Source organism: Brevibacterium sp. Mu109 (assembly GCF_900169375.1).
GTDB classification, from domain to species: domain Bacteria; phylum Actinomycetota; class Actinomycetes; order Actinomycetales; family Brevibacteriaceae; genus Brevibacterium; species Brevibacterium yomogidense_A.
Genome location: NZ_FXZF01000004.1, coordinates 119,547 through 138,337, shown reverse-complemented (window position 1 = coordinate 138,337; position 18,791 = coordinate 119,547). Strand labels below are relative to the sequence as shown.

The window sequence follows — 18,791 nt, the reverse complement described above, 5'->3', positions numbered from 1 at the left end:
TCAGGGCGGCCGTGTGCATACGGTGTCCGTCCGTACGCCAGTTCCTGACAGCAGAGGAGCCTGAATGCTCAACGTCCACGGTGGAGTGCCGCTGAACGGGACCGTGCAGGTGCGTGGTGCGAAGAACCTCGTCCCGAAGGCCATGGTCGCGTCCCTGCTCGGGGACACCCCCTCGATCCTGCGCGGTGTTCCGGCCATCAGCGACGTGGAGATCGTCACGGGTCTGCTCGAGCTCCACGGAGTGCGTGTGACGCAGGGCCCCGACCAGGGTGAGCCCGACGGCGAGCTGGTCCTTGACCCCGCGGACGTCGAACAGGGATCGATCGTCGACATCGATGCGCACGCCGGCTCATCGCGCATCCCCATCCTCCTCTGCGGACCGCTGCTGCACCGGTTGGGCGAGGCCTTCATCCCCGACCTCGGCGGATGCCGGATCGGGGACCGGCCGATCGACTTCCACCTCGAGGTGCTCCGCAAGTTCGGTGCGGTCGTGGACAAGACGCCCGGGGGCATCCGACTGTCGGCGCCTCAGCGCCTGCGCGGCACCAAGGTGAAGCTGCCGTACCCGTCTGTGGGTGCGACGGAGCAGGTGCTGCTCACCGCAGTGCGCGCAGAGGGCGTGACAGAGCTGCGGAACGCAGCGATCGAACCGGAGATCATCGATCTCGTCATGGTCCTGCAGAAGATGGGCGCATCGATCACCGTGGACCCGGCCCGGGTCCTGCGGATCGAGGGCGTCGATCGCCTCCAGGGGTACGTGCACCGCAGCCTGCCGGACCGGAACGAGGCGGCATCCTGGGCCTCGGCGGCGCTGGCGACGGGCGGCGACATCACGGTCGCCGGAGCCCGCCAGCAGGACATGATCACGTTCCTCAACGTCTTCCGGCAGATCGGCGGCGAGTTCGACGTGCTGGAGGACGGCATCCGCTTCCGGCATCCGGGCGGCGAGCTCCAGTCCATCGTCCTCGAGACGGACGTCCACCCGGGTTTCATGACCGATTGGCAGCAGCCGCTCGCCGTGGCGCTCACCCGCGCATCCGGGATGTCGATCATCCACGAGACGGTGTATGAGAATCGGTTCGGCTTCACGGACGCGCTGCGTACGATGGGTGCGAAGATCCAGGTCTACCGCGAGTGCCTCGGCGGCACCCCGTGCAGGTTCGGACGCCGCAACTTCCTGCACTCCGCGATCGTGTCGGGTCCGACGCCGCTCACCGCAGCGGACTTCACCGTCCCGGACCTGCGCGGCGGCTTCTCCCACATCGTCGCCGCCCTCGCAGCGGAGGGCACCTCGCGCGTCTCCGGGATCGACGTCATCAACCGCGGCTACGAGCGCTTCTCCGAGAAGCTCGACGGCCTCGGCGCCCGGACAGAGCTGGTGGCGTCGGCGTGACAGATGAGGCAGCGAAGGGATCGGTCCCCTCGTCGGAGGTCCGCTACCCGGAGTTCGACGCAGCATCACTCAGGCGGAGCCTGTTCTGGGCACGACCCACGGCGGAATCGATCCGCCTCCTCCTCCGCCTGGTCACCCGGCTGTCCGTGACGGGACAGGAGAAGATCGGGAAGGGTCCGGTCATCCTCGCGCCGTTCCACGCGAGCGCCCTCGATCCACTGGTCGTCGCGATGGCGATCTGGCGCGAGGGCATCCTGCCGCACTTCCTCGCGAAGTCCAGCCTCTTCGGCGGCTTCATGGGGCGTGCGCTGGTGACGATGGGGCAGATCCCGGTGCTGCGCGCATCGACCAGGGCCGGGGACTCACTCGTCCATGCGAAGCGCGCGCTGGCGGCGGGTCAGACCGTCGTCATCTACCCGCAGGGCACGCTGACGAAGGATCCGCAGCTGTGGCCGCAGGCGGCGAAGACGGGCGTCTCCCGGCTGGCGATCGAGACCGGGGCACCGGTGGTCCCCATCGCCCACTGGGGACTGGATCGCGTCATGCCGGTAGGCGCGAAGAAGCTCACCCCGCGTCCGTTCAGCGCTGTGCGCGTGCACTTCGGTGATCCGCTCATGCCGCCGGCCGGCGGCGACGGGCACACCTCGTCCGCTCTGGCCCGCGGCTTCGCCGATCGGGTGACGGCTGGCATCGCGGCGGATGTCGCCGCGCTGCGCGGGGTCCCCCTCCCGCAGCGCTTCCAGGACACGATCGACGCCTGGGACGCGGACGACCGCACAGACGCGGACGACCGAACAGACGCCCGGGCCCGCACAGATGCTCAGAACCGCACAGACGCGCATACCGCTACAGCGGATGATGAGGAGACACGATGAGGACTGCAGTGCTGGGAGCAGGCTCTTGGGGCACGACGTTCGCCAAGGTCGTCGGTGACGCGGGCAATCCGGTCACGGTGTGGGCCCGCCGCGACGAGGTCGCGCGCGAGATCACGGAGAAGGGGACGAACAGCGCCTACCTCGGTGACATCCCGCTGGGGCACAACGTCTCCGCGCAGACCGACGCCGCCGCAGCACTCGCCGATTCCGACGTCGTCGTGCTCGCCGTGCCTGCGCAGTCGCTGCGGGACAACCTCGAAGCGGTGGCCGCATCGCTCCCGCCGGAAGCGGTCATCGTGAGCCTCATGAAGGGCATCGAGCGGACGACGGGCAAGAGGATGAGCGAGGTGATCGCGGAGTCGACCGGCCACGATCCGTCGCGCATCGCCGTGGTGTCCGGTCCGAACCTCGCGAAGGAGATCGCGCAGGAGCAGCCCACCGCGACAGTCGTCGCCGCACCGGACGTCCGGACCGCGGAGATCGTCGCTGAACTGTCCGCGAACTCCTACTTCCGTCCCTACACGAACACGGACGTGGTGGGCGTCGAGCTGGGCGGTGCGGTCAAGAACGTCATCGCACTGGCCGTCGGCATGTGCGACGGCCAGGGACTGGGCGACAATTCGAAGGCCTCGATCATCACGCGCGGGCTCGCGGAGACGACGCGCCTGGCGCTGGCGATGGGCGCCGAGGCCCACACACTGTCCGGCCTGGCCGGACTGGGCGACCTGGTCGCCACCTGCGCCTCACCGCTGTCGCGCAACCGCAGCTTCGGGGGGCTGCTGGGCACCGGTCTCACGGTCGAGGAGGCCGCGGAGCGGACGAAGCAGGTCGCCGAGGGTGTGAAGTCGGCGAGCGCGGTCCTGGCGATCGGGGAGGCGAACGGAGTCGAACTGCCGATCACGCAGGCCGTGAGCGCCGTCATCGACGGTCGTCTGCGGGTTGACGAACTGGGACCTCTCCTGTTGGCTCGAAAGCGCAAGCACGAAGTTCCGGTCCGCTGAGCGGTCCGGCGCGACGCACACGAGAGGACCACCTGTGAACTCCCCATTCCACAAGCTCAACGATCTTCCCCGCTTCGACGTGACCAGCACGGACATCGCGGAGGGCCAGGAGCTCGCCGCACCGCAGACATCCGGGAAGATGGGCGTCCCCGGCGGCGAGGACGTCTCACCCCAGCTGTCGTGGTCGGGATTCCCCGAGGGCACGAAGGCGTTCGCCGTCACGAGCTTCGACCCGGATGCCCCCACCGGTTCGGGATTCTGGCACTGGACGGTCACGAATCTCCCCGCGGATGTGACCGAGCTTCCGTCCGGTGCGGGTGCCCCGGACAGCGGCCTGCTGCCGGAAGGCGCGATCACCGTCCGCAACGACGCCGGCGCGCACGAGTTCGTGGGTGCGGCACCGCCCGCCGGGCACGGACCGCACCGGTACTTCTTCATCGTCCACGCGCTCGACGAGCCACTGGACGTCGACGCGGACGCGACGCCGGCATTCGTCGGCTTCAACCTGTTCTTCCACTCGATCGGCCGTGCGTGGATCGAGACCACCTACGAAGCGAAGTGACACCAGCGCATGAACTCACCTGATCCCCGTCCCGTCGTCGCCGTCCTGTTCGGCGGACGCTCGTCCGAGCACTCCGTCAGCTGCGTCACGGCAGCCGGCGTCCTCAAGGCGCTGGACGACGAGCGCTATAGGGTGCTGCCGATCGGGATGACCCGCGACGGCGTCTGTCGGATCGTCGAGGATGCTGAGGGCTTCCGCTTCGATCCGGAGCTGATGCCGGAGGTCGTCGACGATGGGACGGAGATCATCTTCCCCCTCGACGTGCGGCGCAGTCCGCTGCGTGTCAGGGGCGCGGACGGAATGGTAGAGGACCTCGCCGTCGTCGACGTCTTCTTCCCGGTCCTCCACGGTCCGTTCGGTGAGGACGGGACCGTGCAGGGCGTCTTCGAGCTCATGGACGTGCCGTACGTGGGCAGCGGCGTCCTGAGCTCTGCGATCGGCATGGACAAGCGGTTCATGAAGGCCGTGCTCCGCGATGCGGGGCTTCCCACGAGCCCGTGGGAGCCCGTCACCGTGCGCCAGCTGCGCACTGATCGCGCGTCAGTCGTCGAACGGATCCGCACGCTGGGATCCACGCTGTTCGTGAAGCCCGCGAACGCGGGATCGTCCATGGGCGTGACGAAGGTGTCGGATCCGTCGGATGACGCGGCACTGGACGCCGCACTCGCAGAGGCATTCGCCCACGACTCCGCAGCGATCGTCGAACCGATGATCGTCGGCCGTGAGATCGAATGCGGAGTGATCGGCACGCGCTTCCACGAGGGTCCGCGGGCCTCCGTGCCCGGAGAGATCGAGGTGACCGGCGCGGACTTCTACGACTTCGACACGAAGTACATGAATGCGGACGCCGTGAGGATCAGCTGCCCGGCGGACATCGACGCGGCGGCATCGGCACGGGTGCAGGATCTCGCGTGCCGGACGTTCGACGCGTTCGACTGCTCGGGCCTCGCACGCGTCGACACCTTCGTCACGGAGTCCGGTGAGGTCCTCGTCAACGAGATCAACACACTGCCCGGCTTCACCCCCACCTCGATGTTCCCGGTGCTCTGGGAGCACAGCGGCATGCGCTACGAGGAGCTCGTCGAGGCGCTTGTGGACATCGCACTGCGCGACCACCGCGCGGCGGGCTGAGTCCGGCAGATCCGACCGGGCTCAGGCTCCTGCGGGAGCCTCGCCGTCCACCTGCTCCGCGTCCTCGACGGACACGCACTCCGCCGTCTGCTCGATGTCGCTCACTGCGGAGGACACCGACGCGAGAGCCGTGGCACCGGAGACCTCTGTGGGGGTGACCAGCACCTCGACAGCGGGGGTGCGGCCGTAGGTGACGAACTGCCAGGTGTCCTCGTCCGCGCGCACCTGCACCCAGTCGACGCCGTCGACGTTGACGCAGGGGTCCGTCGTGGGTGCCGGCGGTGCGACCCCGCAGCGCACGATCACACTCGCGGGCTCGCCCCATGCGGTCGTGCCCTGGGACGACGTGGTCCGCTGCTGCAGCTCATTGAGCTCATCCGGCATGAGGAGCATCGGCAGCGCGCAGTCGGGGTCCGCCGCGTCCTCCGCGGGATCGACCACCAGCATGCTCGTGCAGCCTGCCAGCGTCACGAGGGCCGCGGCCGCAGCGACCCCGGCGGAAGTCCGGAAGAGCGTGCGGCGGGACGGCGAGCGGAGGGGACGGAAGCGCATAGTGCTCAGGGTACTGGTCGTGGCGGAGACCCGTTCCGTCGTGTCGCGGCACGGGACCGATGATCCCGCGCACGCACTGCGCGTGCCTCGCGCACGCCTCGCGCACGCCTCACGCACGCACTGCGCGTGCCGGTGGTCGATCCCGAGTCCGTGCCTGCAGGCATACTGGGGGAATGAGCACAGAGCCCACCTTCGCGGACCTCGGCGAGGACCGCATCGTCGCCCGGATCCTCGCACGCATCCCCGCCGCGGAACAGGTCCTCATCGGACCGGGTGACGACGCGGCGGTGTCGGAGGCGCCGGGACGGCTCGTGAGCACTGCGGACATGCTGGTGGAGGGGGAGGACTTCCTGCACGGCTGGCTCGACCCCCGCAGGCTCGGGGTCAAAGCCGCCGCGCAGAACCTCGCGGATGTCTGCGCCATGGGTGCTCGGCCCACCGGTCTGCTGCTGTCGTTGGCCGCACCGGGGAGCACGTCTGCCGCGTTCGTGGACGGACTGGTGGACGGGCTCGTCGAAGAGGCGGCACGGGCAGGGGCATCGGTGCTCGGGGGCGACCTCTCCGAAGCACCCCAGATCGTCATCGCCGTGACCGCGCTCGGAAGCCTCCCCGTCGACGCGCTGCCCTTCACCCGCACCGCGGCGGAAGCAGGGTACGACGTCCTGCTGGGTGGGCAGACGGGCTGGGCGGCTGCCGGACTCGACCTCCTCCTCGCGTCCGGAGGCGTCCTCCCCGACAGCGTCACTCCGCTGCACGCCCGCGCCATCGAGGCCCAGCGCGCCCCGCGACCGGAGTATGAGTCCGTGGACGTGCTCCGCACCAGCCTCGTCGCGTCCGGGGCAGTCGGCGAAGACTCCGCGGCTGGTTGGGGGGCTGCCGGACGGGGAACTACTGGTCGGGGCGCAGGCCACCGGGCAGCGGACGCGACGCGTGCCGCTCTCATCGATCTCTCGGATGGCCTGGCATCGGACGCCGGCAGGATGGCACGGGCCTCGGGCGTGGTGATCGACCTCGACGGGACGGCGCTCGATGCGCTTGCCCAGGACCTCATCCCGCTCGCGGCGGACGTGCTCGCGAGGCGAGGGGGACCGGAGTCTTCGGATGACGACGCGGCGACCGGCGAGGACCGGGCGCTGGCCCTGGCGCGCCGATGGGTGCTGACAGGAGGCGAGGACCACGGCTTCCTCACGGCGGTGCCCGCAGGTGCGGATCCGCTAGGGTGGACGTCGATCGGACGAGTGCGATCGGTCACCGGATCAGGCGACGACGCGCTCGGCTCACCAGGAGTGTGCGTGGACGGAGTCCCACTGGCGGACTCGGGATTCGTCCGTGCGGACCCTGACGGCGGCTTCCGACATTTCAGTGGTGTGGAGGGATGAGTGCGCAGGAGGAACGGGTCCGGGCGTGACCCGCGGGCAGACGTCCGCATCAATGGACGCCTCGCCGCCCGCTGGGCGAAGCGCACCGTCGACCGCCTGCGGCGCGAGCGCGGCGGCATCAACGCGATCAACGTGTTCCCTGTCCCGGACGGGGACACGGGCACGAACCTCTATCACACGGTGCGCTCCGCCTACCGCGCCGTCGAATCGCTCGACGGGGCGGTGACGCTACCGGATGTCATCGACGCGATGGCGACCGGCGCCCAGCGCGGAGCGCGCGGCAACTCCGGCCTCATCCTCTCTGTGGCGCTGCGCGGTGTCGCGGACGCACTGGTGGGAGTCGAAGTGCCGGACTCTCCCGCGTTCGCCGCGGCGCTCGAGCTCGCCGCGTCCCGTGCGCGCGAAGCGATCGTCGCACCCGTGGACGGCACGATGGTGACGGTGCTCGATGCGATGGCGGAGGAGGCACGTGAGCGGGCGGACGCCGGCGACGACCTGATCAGGCTCGTGAGTGCCGTGCGCGATCGCTCCCGCACAGCACTGCGCGAGACGACCGGCCAGCTGCCCGTCCTCCGGGAGAACAGCGTCGTCGACGCCGGGTCCTCCGGCATCGTCGAACTCTTCGATCTGCTCTACCTCACGGTCACCGGCAGCGATCCCACGGGCCGCGACAGCGGGACTGATGACTCAGCTGACGACGGCGGCGACGCGCCTGCCGAGCGCGGCCCGCTCGAGACGCTCCACCTGGGAGGCGGGGAGACGGGACTCGAACTGGTGGCGCACCTGGGCGAGTCGAAGGATCGGACCCGTCCGCTCAAGCGTGCCCTGGCCCGCGCCGGCGGCACGAGCATCGTCGTGAACTGGCCGATGGTGCACGTCCACACGGCGGAGGGCGGCGGCATCGATGACGCGCGGAGGCTGCTCGACGTCATGGACACCCACGGCGTCGTGGATCTGCGCGTCGAAGACCTGTCCGTGCGCCGACCCGACGGGGATCCGTCGGGCCTCATCGCACTGGCCGATGGACCCGGCCTCCTGCTGTCGCTCGCCCTGACGGAAGCCGTCGCCGTCCACTCCGGACGCGCTGATCTGCGGGAGGTCGTCGCCGACCTCGTCGCGCTGGCGGAGGGCCCCGTGTTCATCCTCCCGGACTCCGCCGCCGCCGCAGACGCCGTCGCCGGACTCCCGGGCGCGAAGGCGCTGAGGACGCGCGATGTCGCCTCGGTCGTGGCGGCAGCGGCCGTGTTCGATCCCTGGGCGGAAGGGGACGACCTCCACGCCGACATGGCCGAAGCGGCCGCGGGCACCCGCGTGGGCGCGGTCGTGACCGCAGGAGAGGACCACGGCGAAGGGCCGCTCATGTACGCGGCCGGCGATGCGCTGACGGTCATCGACGGTCGTGTCCGCGCAGTGGAGAGTGACGCAGAGGCAGCGGCCCTCGCTCTCGTCGATCGACTGCTGGGTGCGGGTGGAGACCTCGTCACCCTGCTCACCGGCGCGGATGCTCCCGCGGCCGCGATCGGACGGCTGCGCACCCACATCGACGCCCAGCACGCCGACGCGGAAGTCGTGGTCGTCGACGGGGGGCAGAGCGGCTCCTGGGTGGTGGTCGGTGTTGAGTGACGACGACACCGGGGAGGACATCGTCGTCCCGGAGCCGGACTGGTTCCGCAGGGACGAGGAGTTCCGCACGATCCTCCCGCGGCAGGCCGATCGGACGAAGCTCGCGAAGGGCGGGATCACCGACGTCGACTCGTTGCTGCGCCACTTCCCCCGTCGCTGGGTCGACCCGGGCCAGTTCACCGACATCCGCGCACTCGGGACGCTCGAGGAGGGCACCGACGTCGTCCTCCACGTGACGGTCGCGGACGTCGCATCGCGGCGGATGAAGAACCGGCGGGGCACGATCTCCACGGTGTCGGTCACCGACAGCGCGGGAGGCTTCGTCGACGTGGTCTTCTTCAATCAGCCGTGGATCGGCAGAGTGCTGACCGCAGAGACGCGGATCCTCGTCAGCGCCCGGATCAAGTACTACCGGGGTCGCGTGCAGCTCTCGTCGCCCACACTGCTCACGGGCGACGGGAGGATCGCGGACGACGAGCGCACCGGGGACACCTCGATGCTCTCACCTTCCCGGCCGGTACCGGTCTATCCCACGGTCGGCAAGGTGACGAGCACGCGGATGCACACTCTCATCACGACGGCGCTCGACACGGTCTCCGACGAATGGTTCGTGGACACGATCCCCGCACCCCTGCGACGCGAGCGGAAACTCGTCGGCCTGCGGGAGGGTTATGACGCGATGCATCGGCCGACCACCATGGATGAGGTGAAGCGCGCCTCATCACGGTGGGCCTACGAGGAAGCGCTCGCGCTCCAGACGGTGCTCCTGCAGCGCCGCAGGGAGCACGAAGCACTCAGCGCGTCGGCGCTCGCGGGGAAGGAGCACGGCGTGCTCGCCGCATTCGACAAGGCACTGCCCTTCGCTCTCACGCTGTCGCAGAAGCATGCGGGCATAGACATCGGCGGCGAGCTGACGGGCAATGTGCCGATGAACCGCCTGCTGCAGGGCGACGTGGGGTCGGGCAAGACCCTCGTCGCGGTGCGGGGCATGCTCCAGGCCATCGACTCCGGCGCACAGGCCGCGCTGCTCGCGCCGACGGAGGTGCTCGCCGCTCAGCACTACCGCTCGATCACCGCGGCACTGGGCGAGTTCGCCGCTGAATCCGCACTCCTGCGCCAGGAGAACGGCGTGGTCGTCGCACTGCTGACCGGATCGCTGTCGACGGCCGAACGCAGACGGATCCTCATCGACCTGGCGATCGGAGACATTGACCTGGTCGTCGGCACCCACGCCCTGCTGTCGAAGACGACGATCTTCGCGAACCTGGGGATGGTCGTCGTCGACGAGCAGCACCGCTTCGGAGTGGAGCAGCGCGAGGCGCTGCGGCAGAAGGCAGGGGGCAGGACCCCTCACACACTGGTCATGACGGCCACACCGATCCCGCGCACCGCGGCGATGACCGTGTTCGGCGACCTCGACGTGTCCACGCTCAACCACATGCCGTCAGGACGCAGGGAGATCACCACGCACCTCGTGCCGCTGGCGCAGCACCCCCACTGGGCGGATCGCGTCGTCGAAGTGATCGCGGAGCACACCGCACGCTCCCAGCAGGCCTTCGTGGTGCTGCCCCGCATCGAGACGAGCTCCCCGGACGAGGCGACGGGCGCTCCTCAGCCCGGCGTCGAGGACTACGCGGAGCACCTCCGCGGGGCGTCGGCACTGGAAGGCGCCCGGATCGAGGTCCTCCACGGACAGATGCCCTCCCAGGACAAGGACGATCGGATGAAGGCGTTCGCGGCGGGGGACATCGATGTCCTCGTGTCGACGACGGTCATCGAGGTGGGGATCGACGTCCCCAACGCACGAGTCATGGTGATCGTCGACGCGGACCGGTTCGGCGTCGCGCAGCTCCACCAGCTGCGCGGTCGCGTCGGACGTGCCGGCGATTCCTCCCTCTGCTTCCTCCTGTCGTACGCGTCCGAGGAATCGGAGGCGTACGAGCGGCTGCAGACGGTCGCGTCGACTCTGGACGGCTTCGAACTCGCAGAGTACGACATCCGCTCCCGTCGTGAGGGCGACGTCCTGGGCCGTGCGCAGTGGGGCGGCACGTCGAGCCTCCGCCACCTGTCGGTGCTCCGGGACGAGGCGATCATCAAGGATGCGCGGGAGGACGCGGCATGGCTGCTGGAGGCGGACCCCGCGCTGGACGAGAATCGCGCACTCGCCCGGCTCATCGCCCAGATCTTCTCGACCGCCGACGAAGACCTCATCGAGGCGGGCTGATGAGACGCGGGCCGACGAGGAGACGCGGATTGACGAGAAGCGGGCCGAAGAGAAGCAGGCCGAAGAGAAACTGGCCGACGAGAAGCGGGCCGACGAGAAACATGCCGAGGAGTAGCAGTCTGCTGAACGGTGCACTCGATACGTGGGCGCTGGCATGAGGATCATCGCCGGCCGCCACCGCGGGCGTCCTCTCCACGCACCGAAGGGCCGTGACACCCGGCCGACTCCGGACCGGGTGAGGGAATCCCTGTTCGCGTCGCTGGATGGGATGGGCGTCCTCGAGGACGCCCGGGTCCTGGACCTCTTCGCGGGGTCGGGGTCGCTGGGGCTCGAAGCACTGAGCCGCGGAGCGCACGACGTGGTGTTCGTGGACCAGGCGTCCGGGCCGGTGAGCGCGCTGACGCGCAGCATCGCAGACCTGGGGGAGGAGGGCCGCACCCAGGTCCTGTCCCAGCGCGCGCAGACAGCCGTGGACAGGCTGCTCGAGGACGACCAGCGGTTCGACGTGGTCTTCGCGGATCCTCCGTACCCCATGGGGGAGGACGAGGTGGGTCGTCTGCTCAAGACCGTCGCCGGACTGCTGCGGGATCTGAGCGCGCTGGCGGTCGTCGAACGGTCGGTCCGCTCTCCCCAGCCCACTCTGCCGGAACGACTCGAGCTCTACCGCGACCGCACGTACGGGGAGACGCGGATGTGGCTGCTCCAGCTGGTGGGCGACGGAGACGACCAGAAGGGCGAAGGAGACGACCTGATGGGCGAAGGCGGCGACCTTGTGGGCGACAGAGAAGGCTGAGGCGCGGTCAGTCGAGGACGGCTGACAGGAACTTCCGGGTGCGCTCCTCACGAGGATTCGTGAAGATGTCGTCCGGGTGCCCCTCCTCGAGGATCACACCGCCGTCGAACATCATGACCCGCTGCGAGACATCGCGGGCGAACTGCATCTCGTGGGTGACGATCAGCATCGTGATGTCAGTCTCCTCCGCGATGTCGCGCAGCACCTGCAGCACGTCATCGACGAGCTCCGGGTCCAGCGCACTCGTCACCTCGTCCAGCAGGAGGATGTCCGGATCCATCGCGAGCGCACGGGCGATCGCGACGCGCTGCTGCTGACCACCGGACAGCCGCGACGGATGCTCGTTCTCCTTGTCGGACAGCCCGACCTTCTGCAGCAGGCCGCGAGCCTTCTCCACGGCGTCGGCCTTCGCCATCCCGAGCACATGGATCGGCGCCTCGACGAGGTTCTCGATCACGGTCATGTTCGGGAAGAGGTTGAAGTGCTGGAAGACCATGCCGATCCGCTTGGTGTTCGCACGCACCCGCTTGCTGGGCAGGGCGACTCGTTTTCCGCCGCGCTGCTCGTGGGTCAGCGGCTCCCCGTGGACGTCGATGTATCCGCCGGTCAGACTCTCCAGCGTCATGATGAGACGCAGGATCGTCGTCTTCCCGGACCCGCTGGGGCCGATGAGGGTGACGCGCTCACCTGGGCTGACGGTGAAGTTCAGACCCTTGAGGACCGTGTGGTCGCCGAACCGCTTCACCACATCGCGGAATTCGATGGCGGGCGTTCCGCCGGACTCAGTAGGTGGCAAGAGACTTCTCCAATCGTCGGATCAAGAGCGAGGTCGGGTAGCTCGCGGCGAGGAAGATCAGACCCGCCAGCGTGAAGGCCTCGGTGTAGGCGAAGGTGCGGCCGCCGATCTGCTCGGCCGTGCGCACGAGCTCCGTCACGTAGATCGCCATGAGGAACGGGGTGTCCTTGAACATCGCGACCGCGTAGTTGCCCAGTGAGGGGACTGTGGCGCGCAGCGCCTGCGGCAGCACGATCGACCGGAAGGACCGGACGGGCGGCAGCGACAGTGCGCTGATCGCCTCCCACTGCCCCTGCGGCACCGCGTCGATCCCCGCGCGATAGCTCTCCGACATGTAGGTCGAGTAGTGGATGCCGATCACGAGGATGCCCACGGTGAGCGCGGGGACCTGGATCAGGGTCTCGTTCATCGAGAACAGCGTGTAGATGAAGACGAGCTGCACGATCAGCGGTGTATTGCGGATGAACGCCACGACGAGCTTCGGCAGCCAGTTCACCCAGGCGGGAAGGGTGCGCAGCAGCACTGCGATGAGCAGGCCCAGGAAGACCGCGATCACCGTACCGCCGATGGTGGCCACGAGCGTGGTGCCGAAGCCCTGCAGCAGGAGGGGGAGCGCGTCCAGCGCGCTCTGCCAGTTCCACCAGCTCATGCCGTCACCACCTTCGCTTCAGGACGTCCGGTGAGTCGGGAGAACAGCCCCTTCTTCCCGTCGCCGCGGCCCAGTCGCCGTTTGGCGCTGCGCTCCAGCGCGTCCATGCCGACCTGGATGAGCCAGGCCAGGACGAAGTAGATGAGGAGCCCCACGGTGTAGGAGAACATCGTGTCGCCCGTCGCCTGCCGGAGGATGTCGATGCGGTCGTTGAGGTCCTGCAGCGTGATGAAGGAGGCGACTGCCGTCCCCTTGAGCAGCTGGATCTGCAGCGTTGCGAGCGACGGGATCATGAGCGCCCAGCCCTGCGGGAAGATCACCCGGAACATCCGGCGGGCAGGCGACAGGCTCAGTGCCATCGACGCCTCCCACTGGCCCTTCGGGACGTGGACGATCGACGAGCGGACGACCTCGGCCGAATACGCGCCGTAGTTCAGCGCCAGCGCGAGGATGCCGCAGGTGAGCGGCCCCAGGTCGATGTCCAGCACGATCGGCAGCACGTAGAAGAACCAGAACAGCTGCACGAGCAGAGAGGTGCCGCGGAAGAACTCGACGATGACGCGGCACGGAACGGAGATCCATCCCGTAGGCGCCAGCATGCCGAGGCCCAGCACGATCGCGATGAGCACCGTGCCGATCGCGCCGCCCACGGTGAGCTGCAGCGTGATGAGGAGTCCGTCCCAGAGCTGGGGGAGGGAGTCTATGAGAAGTGTGAGATTGTCACCCATGGGAATCCGTTCTCAGTCACGCACACGCCCGGTCGACCGGAGACTCCGCAGTGCGGGACCTCCGGCCGACCGAGCGTGTGCGCGGGAAGAGTGCGGTGGTGGAACCGATCACTCGTCACCGGTGGGGAGGTCGCCCTCGCACAGCATCTCGGTCGTCAGCGAACCGTCGGGGCGCTCCTCCGCGGTGAAGCCGAAGTCGCCGACGATGCCCAGGTAGCGCTCCTCATCGGCGACGATCTCGTCGAGCTTCTCGTTGTAGGCCTCGAGCAGCTCCGAGTCATCGGTGCGGAAGACGGTGCCGCCGGCACCCACCTGCGGGACGCCGTCGATCTCCTGCACGAAGGACTCGGTCACCTCGACGCCGGCGTCCGGGTTGTTGTCCGCCATCGAGTTCAGCGAGATGCCGGTGAGTGCGAACACGTCTGCGCGGCCGGTGCTCACGGCGTCCATGCCGTCCTGCGGGGTGGAGACCTCGCTGTGGTTGCTGAGGCCCAGGCTGGTCGCGTAGTCGGACTCGATCGCGCCGGTCATGGTGGCGACGTTGAGGTCCGTGTCGACCAGGTCGTCCATGGTCGCGAGGTCCTCCGGATTGCCCTCCGGGGTCATGAGCGCGGTCGTGTACATGAACTCGGGGTTCGAGAACGCGGCCTGCTCGCAGCGTTCCGGCAGGATCGACATGCCGGCGGACACCGCGTCGAACCTGTCTGCCGTGAGCCCCGGGATGAGCGCGCCGAAGTCGGCGTTGACGCCCTCGACCTCGTCGATGCCCAGTTCGGAGAAGATCTCCCGGTGCAGTGCGACGGTGGCTCCGGTGAGTTCGCCGCCCTCCTCGAAGCTGTACGGAACCTCGCCCGCGAACCCGACGGTGATGGTCCCGGCGTCGATCGCGTCCTGCAGAGTGCTGGCCTCGCCGCCGCCCTCGCCGCCGCCACCACCGCTGTCGCCGCCGCCGCAGCCTGCGGTCAGGGCGAGCGCTGTGACTGCGACTGCCGATCCGGCGATGCGTGCGATGCGTGTGGTTCTCATAACCTGGTTCCTCCGTGTTTCGTCGTCCTGTGAGGACGGTCCGCTATGACCGACTTCACATCACGCTATGTGAATCCTCCGAACATTCAGGGAGGAGGCCCTGATGGTTACAGGTTCGTGACTTTGAGCGGACTGTCCGGAAGACAGCAGGTGCACCTCGTGGAGCAGCAGGTCTGTGGCGTGGAGCAGCAGGTCTGTGGCTGTGAGGAGGGGTGTTCGCGGCAGGGCGCGTCACCGATACGATCGATCCCATGAAGATCGTCTGCCCGGGCTCATACGACCCCGTGACGAGCGGCCACATCGATGTCTTCGCCCGCGGCCTGCGGTTCGCGGACCAGATCGTCGCCGCCGTCGTCCACAATCCCAACAAGTCCGGAGCCTTCCCGGTCCAGCAGCGCGTCGAGCTGATCCGCGCAGGACTCGAGGAGGATCCCCGCACGGCTCAGGCGCTCGCGGACGGGCGGCTGATCATCGACGACGTCGCCGGCGGCCTGCTGGTCGACTACTGCACCCGGATCGGCGCCACCGCAGTCCTCAAGGGCCTCCGGTCCGCCACGGACTTCGCGTACGAGCTGCCGATGGCGCACATGAACCGCCACCTCACGGAGCTGGAGACCGTGTTCATCCCGGGCGACCCGCGGTTCGAGCACGTGTCCTCGTCCCTGATCCGCGAGGTGCACACGCTCGGCGGCGATGTCGAGGGCCTCGTCCCGACCGCGGTGCTCACCGCCCTCGACGACCTGCGGGCGGCGCGCTCGCAGGGCTGATCCCGGACTTCTCGCAGGGCTGATCTCGAACTTGAGGTGCAGGCCTGGGCGACGACCTGGGCGCAGACCTGGACGCAGGCGCACTCCCGGGGTTGCCCGCTCCCGAGGTCGACCGTTCCCGGAGTCACCCGCAGCACTCATCCGCAGCACTCACCCGAAGGTCGCTCGCGCGCCCGCGAGGACGCCCGCGGACGTGCTGCGCCGCAGTTTGTGCGGGGTCTGCAGAAGGTCTAAGATGGGTCCTTGCGTGTCATCTCAGGGTGCGCTGTGTTCGAACGAGACCGGGTGGAGGTGGACAGTGGAACGATCGTCGGAATTCGTCATCGACGTGAGGAAGCTGGGCCTCGCCGGCTCCCCGGGTTCGTGGGAGTCCATCGCGACGACCGTCAGAGCACCTGAGGACCTGCGGGTCGAGCTGATCGGTGTGCCGCAAGGCGATCCGGTCGACCTCGACCTCCGACTCGAGAGCGTCGTCGAAGGGATCTTCGTCTCCGGCACCGTGCGCGCCACGGCCAAGGGACAGGACGCCCGGACACTCGACGATTTGGAGATGCCCCTCGATGCCGCCATCGAGGAGCTCTTCGTCTACGAAGCGGATCCGCAGGACGAGGAATCGCAGCTGGTGCAAGCCGGTCTGCTGGACCTCGAGCCCGCCGTCCGAGACGCTGTGGTGATGTCTCTGCCGTTCCGTCCGCTCAAGGATGGGGACGACGGAGAGTTCCACTACACGCTGGGTGAGGACATCACCGAGGACGAACCCGAGGAGGATCCTCGGTGGGCGGCACTCAAGAGTGTTCTGAACGAAGAGAAGGAGAGCTGATCATGGCTGTTCCAAAGCGCAAGCTGTCGCGCAGCAACACGCGCCACCGTCGCTCGGCATGGAAGGCCAAAGCTCCGGCGCTGGTCAAGACCGTCGAGAACGGCCGCGTCGTGTACTCGCGCCCCCACCAGGCCAAGGTGGTCGAGGATTCGGCCGGTACGCCGCTGTTCCTCGAGTACAAGGGTCGCAAGGTCGCTGACGTCTGATCTCAGCATGACTGACGAGAGACTCACGGGTCTCACTGAGCGTCTCGGGGTCGATATCGACCCCGAGACGCTTCGTCTTGCCCTCACGCACCGCTCGTTCGCGTTCGAGCAGGGCGGCATCCCCACGAACGAACGACTCGAGTTCCTGGGGGACTCCGTGCTGCAGCTGGTCGCCACTGAGTCGCTGTACCTGGACAACCCGGACCTGCCCGAAGGTCGACTCGCGAAGATGCGCGCTGCGGTGGTCAACACCCGCGCGCTCGCATCCATCGCCCGCCGCCACGACGTGGGGTCGGTGCTGCTGCTGGGCAAGGGTGAGGACGCGACCGGCGGTCGCGACAAGGATTCGATCCTCGCCGACACCGTCGAAGCGCTCATCGGCGCCTGCTACGTGAGCTGCGGTCCGGAGCCCGCCTTCGCGCTGGTGCACCGCCTCATCGACTCCATGCTCACCGACGCCGTCACCCTGGGCGCGGGCATGGACTACAAGACGACCCTGCAGGAGGCTTCCGCCGACCTGTCGCTGGGCACAGTCCACTACGAGGTGACCGGGGACGGCCCCGCGCACGCTCGCGTGTTCACCGCGGTCGCCAGCACGGGCGGCACGGTGTGGGGACGCGGAGACGGGTCCTCGAAGAAGGCTGCCGAGGCGGTCGCCGCGGAGGCAGCCATGCAGGCCATCTCCGCCGCGCATCCCGACTACTCCCGACGTGCCTGAGCTTCCCGAAGTCGAATCCGTCCGCCGCGGACTCGAGGACTGGATCACCGGGACACGCGTGACGGCCGCCCGCGTGTTGGACCCGCGGATCCTCGGCACCACCTCCCAGCGCCGCATCCCGCCCGAGGCCGTCGGTGCCTTCGCCGAGGCCGTCGCCGGCATCTCCCTGCGGACGCCTGAGCGCCGCGGCAAGTTCCTCTGGGTGCCGTTCGACCGGCCCGACCGTTCCGAGACTCGGTCGCAGCTCCCGTCATCGGCGCTGACGCTGCATCTGGGGATGAGCGGACAGCTCCGCGTCCACGCGCCCCAGGATGAGCTCCACCGCCATACCCGCGCCGTGCTCACACTGGAGCGTGCAGAGGGCCTGCGCGAACTGCGCTTCCTCGATCAGCGGATCTTCGGCCACATCGGGGTGGATGATCTGGTGCAGGACGGCCCGGACGCAGTGCCCCGCGGCAGCTCCCACATCGCCCGCGACCCCCTCGACGTCCACTGGGACGCTGAAGCGACGGCACGGGTCGTCCAGCGGTCCGGCTCCGCACTCAAGTCGGTGCTCATGAACCAGGCCGTGGTGAGCGGGATCGGCAACATCTATGCGGACGAAGCGCTCCATCGAGCCCGCGTGCACCCCCAGTCGATCCCGTCGCGCATGAGGATCTCCCGCATCCGCCGCGTCCTTGAGGAATCGCGCATCGTGATGCTCGAAGCGCTCGCGCAGGGCGGCACCAGCTTCGATGAGCTCTACGTCCATGTGAACGGCGAATCCGGGTACTTTTCCCACAGTTTGAACGCCTACGGGCGAACGGGGGAGCCATGCCCGAGATGCGGGCGCCCGATCAAACGGATCACCTTTGGGGGACGAGGTTCGCACTTCTGCCCGCGGTGCCAGCGGGTGAACCGAGGGCATTACCGCTAGGGTGACGAGTGTGCGTTTACCGTGGAGAGCAACCCTACTTGCCGGAGTTCCGTTGGTCATTATGACTGCAATTGGGCTGGCGCTGTTCGCGCAGGGCAAGCCGGAGGACGCCCGTTCGACGCTGGCAGTGGGTGTTATTGTCGGAGCCGTTTCTGGAGCCACCGTGATCTATCAAGTCGAGCGATGGAGCCTGACAAAGCAATCGCTTGTTCACTTCGTTCTCATGGCCGTGACTGTGCTCCCCGCGCTACTTCTCAGCGGATGGTTCCCGCTCGATTCGGTTGGTGGATATCTTGCCGTTGTGGGTATCTTCTTGGCCGTCGGGGCACTGCTGTGGGGTGTAATGTATCTGATCTTCACTAGGCTCGTGTCGAAACAGCGGGCCTAAATGCTGACGACCGGACACGGTCGGACATATTCGTTCGGTAAGCGTCACTAAGTGCGGTAGTCGGGCTACTTCGAGCGCTCGCTGCGCGTGTACGGACGGGTGGGGCGACCCTGCGGCGACTGCGGCGAGACTGTGCGCCGCATCGTGGTGGGCGCCCGCGGCACGCACTTCTGTCCGCGGTGCCAACCGGCCCAGCGTCCGCGTCGCCCATGACGGCCGCTCCCGAACCACCACGACCGGCGTC

At 68.4% G+C, this 18,791-nt stretch carries 21 protein-coding genes; 16 read left to right on the top strand and 5 right to left on the bottom strand.

Features of this window, described 5'->3' with window-relative positions; genetic code table 11:
- The first annotated feature begins 64 nt into the window (after positions 1 to 64).
- From murA to BSP109_RS03910, 5 genes are read left to right on the top strand one after another with little or no spacing between them, the layout of a single operon-like run.
- Positions 65 to 1,393, top strand: a complete 1,329-nt coding sequence (gene murA / locus BSP109_RS03930; RefSeq protein WP_087008141.1) for a UDP-N-acetylglucosamine 1-carboxyvinyltransferase — start codon at positions 65 to 67, stop codon at positions 1,391 to 1,393.
- Positions 1,390 to 2,268 carry a 1-acyl-sn-glycerol-3-phosphate acyltransferase gene (locus tag BSP109_RS03925; protein ID WP_218777945.1) on the top strand — a complete coding sequence of 293 codons (879 nt, stop codon included), beginning with the start codon at positions 1,390 to 1,392 and terminating at the stop codon, positions 2,266 to 2,268. Before murA ends, BSP109_RS03925 begins: the two co-directional genes overlap by 4 nt.
- Entirely contained in the window at positions 2,265 to 3,269 is a 1,005-nt protein-coding gene (locus tag BSP109_RS03920) for an NAD(P)H-dependent glycerol-3-phosphate dehydrogenase (RefSeq protein ID WP_101599428.1), read from the top strand. Before BSP109_RS03925 ends, BSP109_RS03920 begins: the two co-directional genes overlap by 4 nt.
- A gap of 34 nt (positions 3,270 to 3,303) precedes the next feature.
- Positions 3,304 to 3,831 carry a YbhB/YbcL family Raf kinase inhibitor-like protein gene (locus tag BSP109_RS03915; protein ID WP_087008145.1) on the top strand — a complete coding sequence of 176 codons (528 nt, stop codon included), beginning with the start codon at positions 3,304 to 3,306 and terminating at the stop codon, positions 3,829 to 3,831.
- Positions 3,832 to 3,840: 9 nt separating this feature from the next.
- Positions 3,841 to 4,962, top strand: a complete 1,122-nt coding sequence (locus tag BSP109_RS03910; RefSeq protein WP_101599427.1) for a D-alanine--D-alanine ligase family protein — start codon at positions 3,841 to 3,843, stop codon at positions 4,960 to 4,962.
- Positions 4,963 to 4,983: 21 nt separating this feature from the next.
- Here BSP109_RS03910 and BSP109_RS03905 read toward each other — a convergent pair whose 3' ends face one another.
- The gene (locus tag BSP109_RS03905; protein ID WP_101599426.1) at positions 4,984 to 5,514 is read right to left on the bottom strand and encodes a DUF3515 domain-containing protein; all 531 of its coding nucleotides are present in this window, start codon (positions 5,512 to 5,514) and stop codon (positions 4,984 to 4,986) included.
- 173 nt (positions 5,515 to 5,687) lie between these two features.
- Between BSP109_RS03905 and BSP109_RS03900 the strand changes: the two genes are divergently transcribed.
- The 4 genes from BSP109_RS03900 to rsmD all read left to right on the top strand — a co-directional run bounded on the left by BSP109_RS03900 (position 5,688) and on the right by rsmD (position 11,533).
- Positions 5,688 to 6,893 carry a thiamine-monophosphate kinase gene (locus tag BSP109_RS03900; protein ID WP_101599425.1) on the top strand — a complete coding sequence of 402 codons (1,206 nt, stop codon included), beginning with the start codon at positions 5,688 to 5,690 and terminating at the stop codon, positions 6,891 to 6,893.
- A complete protein-coding gene (locus BSP109_RS03895) occupies positions 6,894 to 8,516 on the top strand; it encodes a DAK2 domain-containing protein (protein ID WP_101599424.1) in 1,623 nt (540 codons plus the stop codon).
- Positions 8,509 to 10,740, top strand: coding sequence for an ATP-dependent DNA helicase RecG (locus BSP109_RS03890; RefSeq protein ID WP_180959605.1), 2,232 nt, complete (start codon positions 8,509 to 8,511; stop codon positions 10,738 to 10,740). Before BSP109_RS03895 ends, BSP109_RS03890 begins: the two co-directional genes overlap by 8 nt.
- 142 nt (positions 10,741 to 10,882) lie before the next feature.
- Positions 10,883 to 11,533 (top strand): 16S rRNA (guanine(966)-N(2))-methyltransferase RsmD, encoded by a 651-nt coding sequence (gene rsmD / locus BSP109_RS03885; protein WP_256970350.1) that lies wholly within the window; start codon positions 10,883 to 10,885, stop codon positions 11,531 to 11,533.
- A gap of 7 nt (positions 11,534 to 11,540) precedes the next feature.
- Here the strand turns inward: rsmD and ehuA are convergent, their stop codons facing one another.
- The 4 genes from ehuA to BSP109_RS03865 form a co-directional block, all read right to left on the bottom strand.
- Positions 11,541 to 12,329, bottom strand: a complete 789-nt coding sequence (ehuA, locus tag BSP109_RS03880; protein ID WP_087008152.1) for an ectoine/hydroxyectoine ABC transporter ATP-binding protein EhuA — start codon at positions 12,327 to 12,329, stop codon at positions 11,541 to 11,543.
- Positions 12,316 to 12,978 (bottom strand): ectoine/hydroxyectoine ABC transporter permease subunit EhuD, encoded by a 663-nt coding sequence (ehuD, locus tag BSP109_RS03875; protein ID WP_101599423.1) that lies wholly within the window; start codon positions 12,976 to 12,978, stop codon positions 12,316 to 12,318. The genes ehuA and ehuD overlap by 14 nt, the downstream gene beginning before the upstream one ends.
- The gene (gene ehuC / locus BSP109_RS03870) at positions 12,975 to 13,706 is read right to left on the bottom strand and encodes an ectoine/hydroxyectoine ABC transporter permease subunit EhuC (RefSeq protein ID WP_087008155.1); all 732 of its coding nucleotides are present in this window, start codon (positions 13,704 to 13,706) and stop codon (positions 12,975 to 12,977) included. Before ehuC ends, ehuD begins: the two co-directional genes overlap by 4 nt.
- A gap of 108 nt (positions 13,707 to 13,814) precedes the next feature.
- Positions 13,815 to 14,732 carry a transporter substrate-binding domain-containing protein gene (locus BSP109_RS03865; RefSeq protein ID WP_087008157.1) on the bottom strand — a complete coding sequence of 306 codons (918 nt, stop codon included), beginning with the start codon at positions 14,730 to 14,732 and terminating at the stop codon, positions 13,815 to 13,817.
- 251 nt (positions 14,733 to 14,983) lie between these two features.
- Between BSP109_RS03865 and coaD the strand changes: the two genes are divergently transcribed.
- The 7 genes from coaD to BSP109_RS03830 all read left to right on the top strand — a co-directional run bounded on the left by coaD (position 14,984) and on the right by BSP109_RS03830 (position 18,760).
- Positions 14,984 to 15,499 (top strand): pantetheine-phosphate adenylyltransferase, encoded by a 516-nt coding sequence (gene coaD / locus BSP109_RS03860; RefSeq protein WP_087008443.1) that lies wholly within the window; start codon positions 14,984 to 14,986, stop codon positions 15,497 to 15,499.
- Between the two features lie 298 nt (positions 15,500 to 15,797).
- Positions 15,798 to 16,319 (top strand): DUF177 domain-containing protein, encoded by a 522-nt coding sequence (locus BSP109_RS03855; RefSeq protein ID WP_087008158.1) that lies wholly within the window; start codon positions 15,798 to 15,800, stop codon positions 16,317 to 16,319.
- 2 nt (positions 16,320 to 16,321) lie between these two features.
- Complete coding sequence (gene rpmF / locus BSP109_RS03850) at positions 16,322 to 16,525, top strand: 50S ribosomal protein L32 (RefSeq protein WP_087008160.1); 204 nt, start codon at positions 16,322 to 16,324, stop codon at positions 16,523 to 16,525.
- A gap of 7 nt (positions 16,526 to 16,532) precedes the next feature.
- Positions 16,533 to 17,243: a ribonuclease III gene (gene rnc / locus BSP109_RS03845; protein ID WP_087008161.1), complete on the top strand. Its 711-nt coding sequence runs from the start codon at positions 16,533 to 16,535 to the stop codon at positions 17,241 to 17,243.
- Positions 17,236 to 18,159 (top strand): bifunctional DNA-formamidopyrimidine glycosylase/DNA-(apurinic or apyrimidinic site) lyase, encoded by a 924-nt coding sequence (gene mutM / locus BSP109_RS03840; protein ID WP_101599422.1) that lies wholly within the window; start codon positions 17,236 to 17,238, stop codon positions 18,157 to 18,159. Before rnc ends, mutM begins: the two co-directional genes overlap by 8 nt.
- A 61-nt stretch (positions 18,160 to 18,220) precedes the next feature.
- Positions 18,221 to 18,547: a DUF3021 domain-containing protein gene (locus BSP109_RS03835; protein WP_101599421.1), complete on the top strand. Its 327-nt coding sequence runs from the start codon at positions 18,221 to 18,223 to the stop codon at positions 18,545 to 18,547.
- A gap of 87 nt (positions 18,548 to 18,634) precedes the next feature.
- Positions 18,635 to 18,760, top strand: a complete 126-nt coding sequence (locus tag BSP109_RS03830) for a zinc finger domain-containing protein (RefSeq protein WP_308297900.1) — start codon at positions 18,635 to 18,637, stop codon at positions 18,758 to 18,760.
- The last annotated feature ends 31 nt before the right edge of the window (positions 18,761 to 18,791 follow it).

Bases quoted from the DNA above. Each gene is read 5' to 3' on its own strand.
- murA (WP_087008141.1), top strand. From the start codon at position 65: ATGCTCAACGTCCACGGTGGAGTGCCGCTGAACGGGACCGTGCAGGTG.
- BSP109_RS03920 (WP_101599428.1), top strand. From the start codon at position 2,265: ATGAGGACTGCAGTGCTGGGAGCAGGCTCTTGGGGCACGACGTTCGCC.
- BSP109_RS03910 (WP_101599427.1), top strand. From the start codon at position 3,841: ATGAACTCACCTGATCCCCGTCCCGTCGTCGCCGTCCTGTTCGGCGGA.
- BSP109_RS03905 (WP_101599426.1), bottom strand. From the start codon at position 5,514: ATGCGCTTCCGTCCCCTCCGCTCGCCGTCCCGCCGCACGCTCTTCCGG.
- BSP109_RS03900 (WP_101599425.1), top strand. From the start codon at position 5,688: ATGAGCACAGAGCCCACCTTCGCGGACCTCGGCGAGGACCGCATCGTC.
- ehuD (WP_101599423.1), bottom strand. From the start codon at position 12,978: ATGAGCTGGTGGAACTGGCAGAGCGCGCTGGACGCGCTCCCCCTCCTG.
- ehuC (WP_087008155.1), bottom strand. From the start codon at position 13,706: ATGGGTGACAATCTCACACTTCTCATAGACTCCCTCCCCCAGCTCTGG.
- BSP109_RS03865 (WP_087008157.1), bottom strand. From the start codon at position 14,732: ATGAGAACCACACGCATCGCACGCATCGCCGGATCGGCAGTCGCAGTC.
- coaD (WP_087008443.1), top strand. From the start codon at position 14,984: ATGAAGATCGTCTGCCCGGGCTCATACGACCCCGTGACGAGCGGCCAC.
- rpmF (WP_087008160.1), top strand. From the start codon at position 16,322: ATGGCTGTTCCAAAGCGCAAGCTGTCGCGCAGCAACACGCGCCACCGT.
- rnc (WP_087008161.1), top strand. From the start codon at position 16,533: ATGACTGACGAGAGACTCACGGGTCTCACTGAGCGTCTCGGGGTCGAT.
- BSP109_RS03835 (WP_101599421.1), top strand. From the start codon at position 18,221: ATGACTGCAATTGGGCTGGCGCTGTTCGCGCAGGGCAAGCCGGAGGAC.